We start from the raw sequence: 390 nt of genomic DNA on the forward strand, positions 1-390 counted from the left end.
ATGAGGAGCGGAAGGGTATGAGCGAACGGGTATGCGTTATCGGCGCTGGTCCGAGCGGTTTGGCGCAGCTTCGCGCATTTGAGTCTGCGAAGCGCAAGGGCGCGGATGTGCCTGAGGTGGTTTGCTTCGAGAAGCAGGAGAACTGGGGCGGTTTGTGGAACTACACGTGGCGGACGGGTCTGGACGAGTATGGCGAGCCGGTCCACTGCTCCATGTACCGCTATCTGTGGTCGAACGGCCCGAAGGAGTGCCTGGAGTTCGCCGACTATTCGTTCGAGGAGCATTTCGGGCGGGCGATCCCGTCCTATCCGCCCCGGGCGGTGCTTGCGGATTACATCATGGGCCGCGTGGAGAAGAGCGGCGTGCGGGATTACGTGCGCTTCCGGACGC

Annotated in this window: 1 pseudogene; it reads left to right on the forward strand. The window is 62.8% G+C overall.

Annotation, left to right across the window (positions count from 1 at the left end):
- Positions 1–17: 17 nt before the first annotated feature.
- A pseudogene (locus A7A08_RS15345) lies at positions 18–390 on the forward strand (NAD(P)/FAD-dependent oxidoreductase); the annotation flags it as partial.

Source organism: Methyloligella halotolerans, assembly GCF_001708935.1.
GTDB lineage: Bacteria > Pseudomonadota > Alphaproteobacteria > Rhizobiales > Methyloligellaceae > Methyloligella > Methyloligella halotolerans.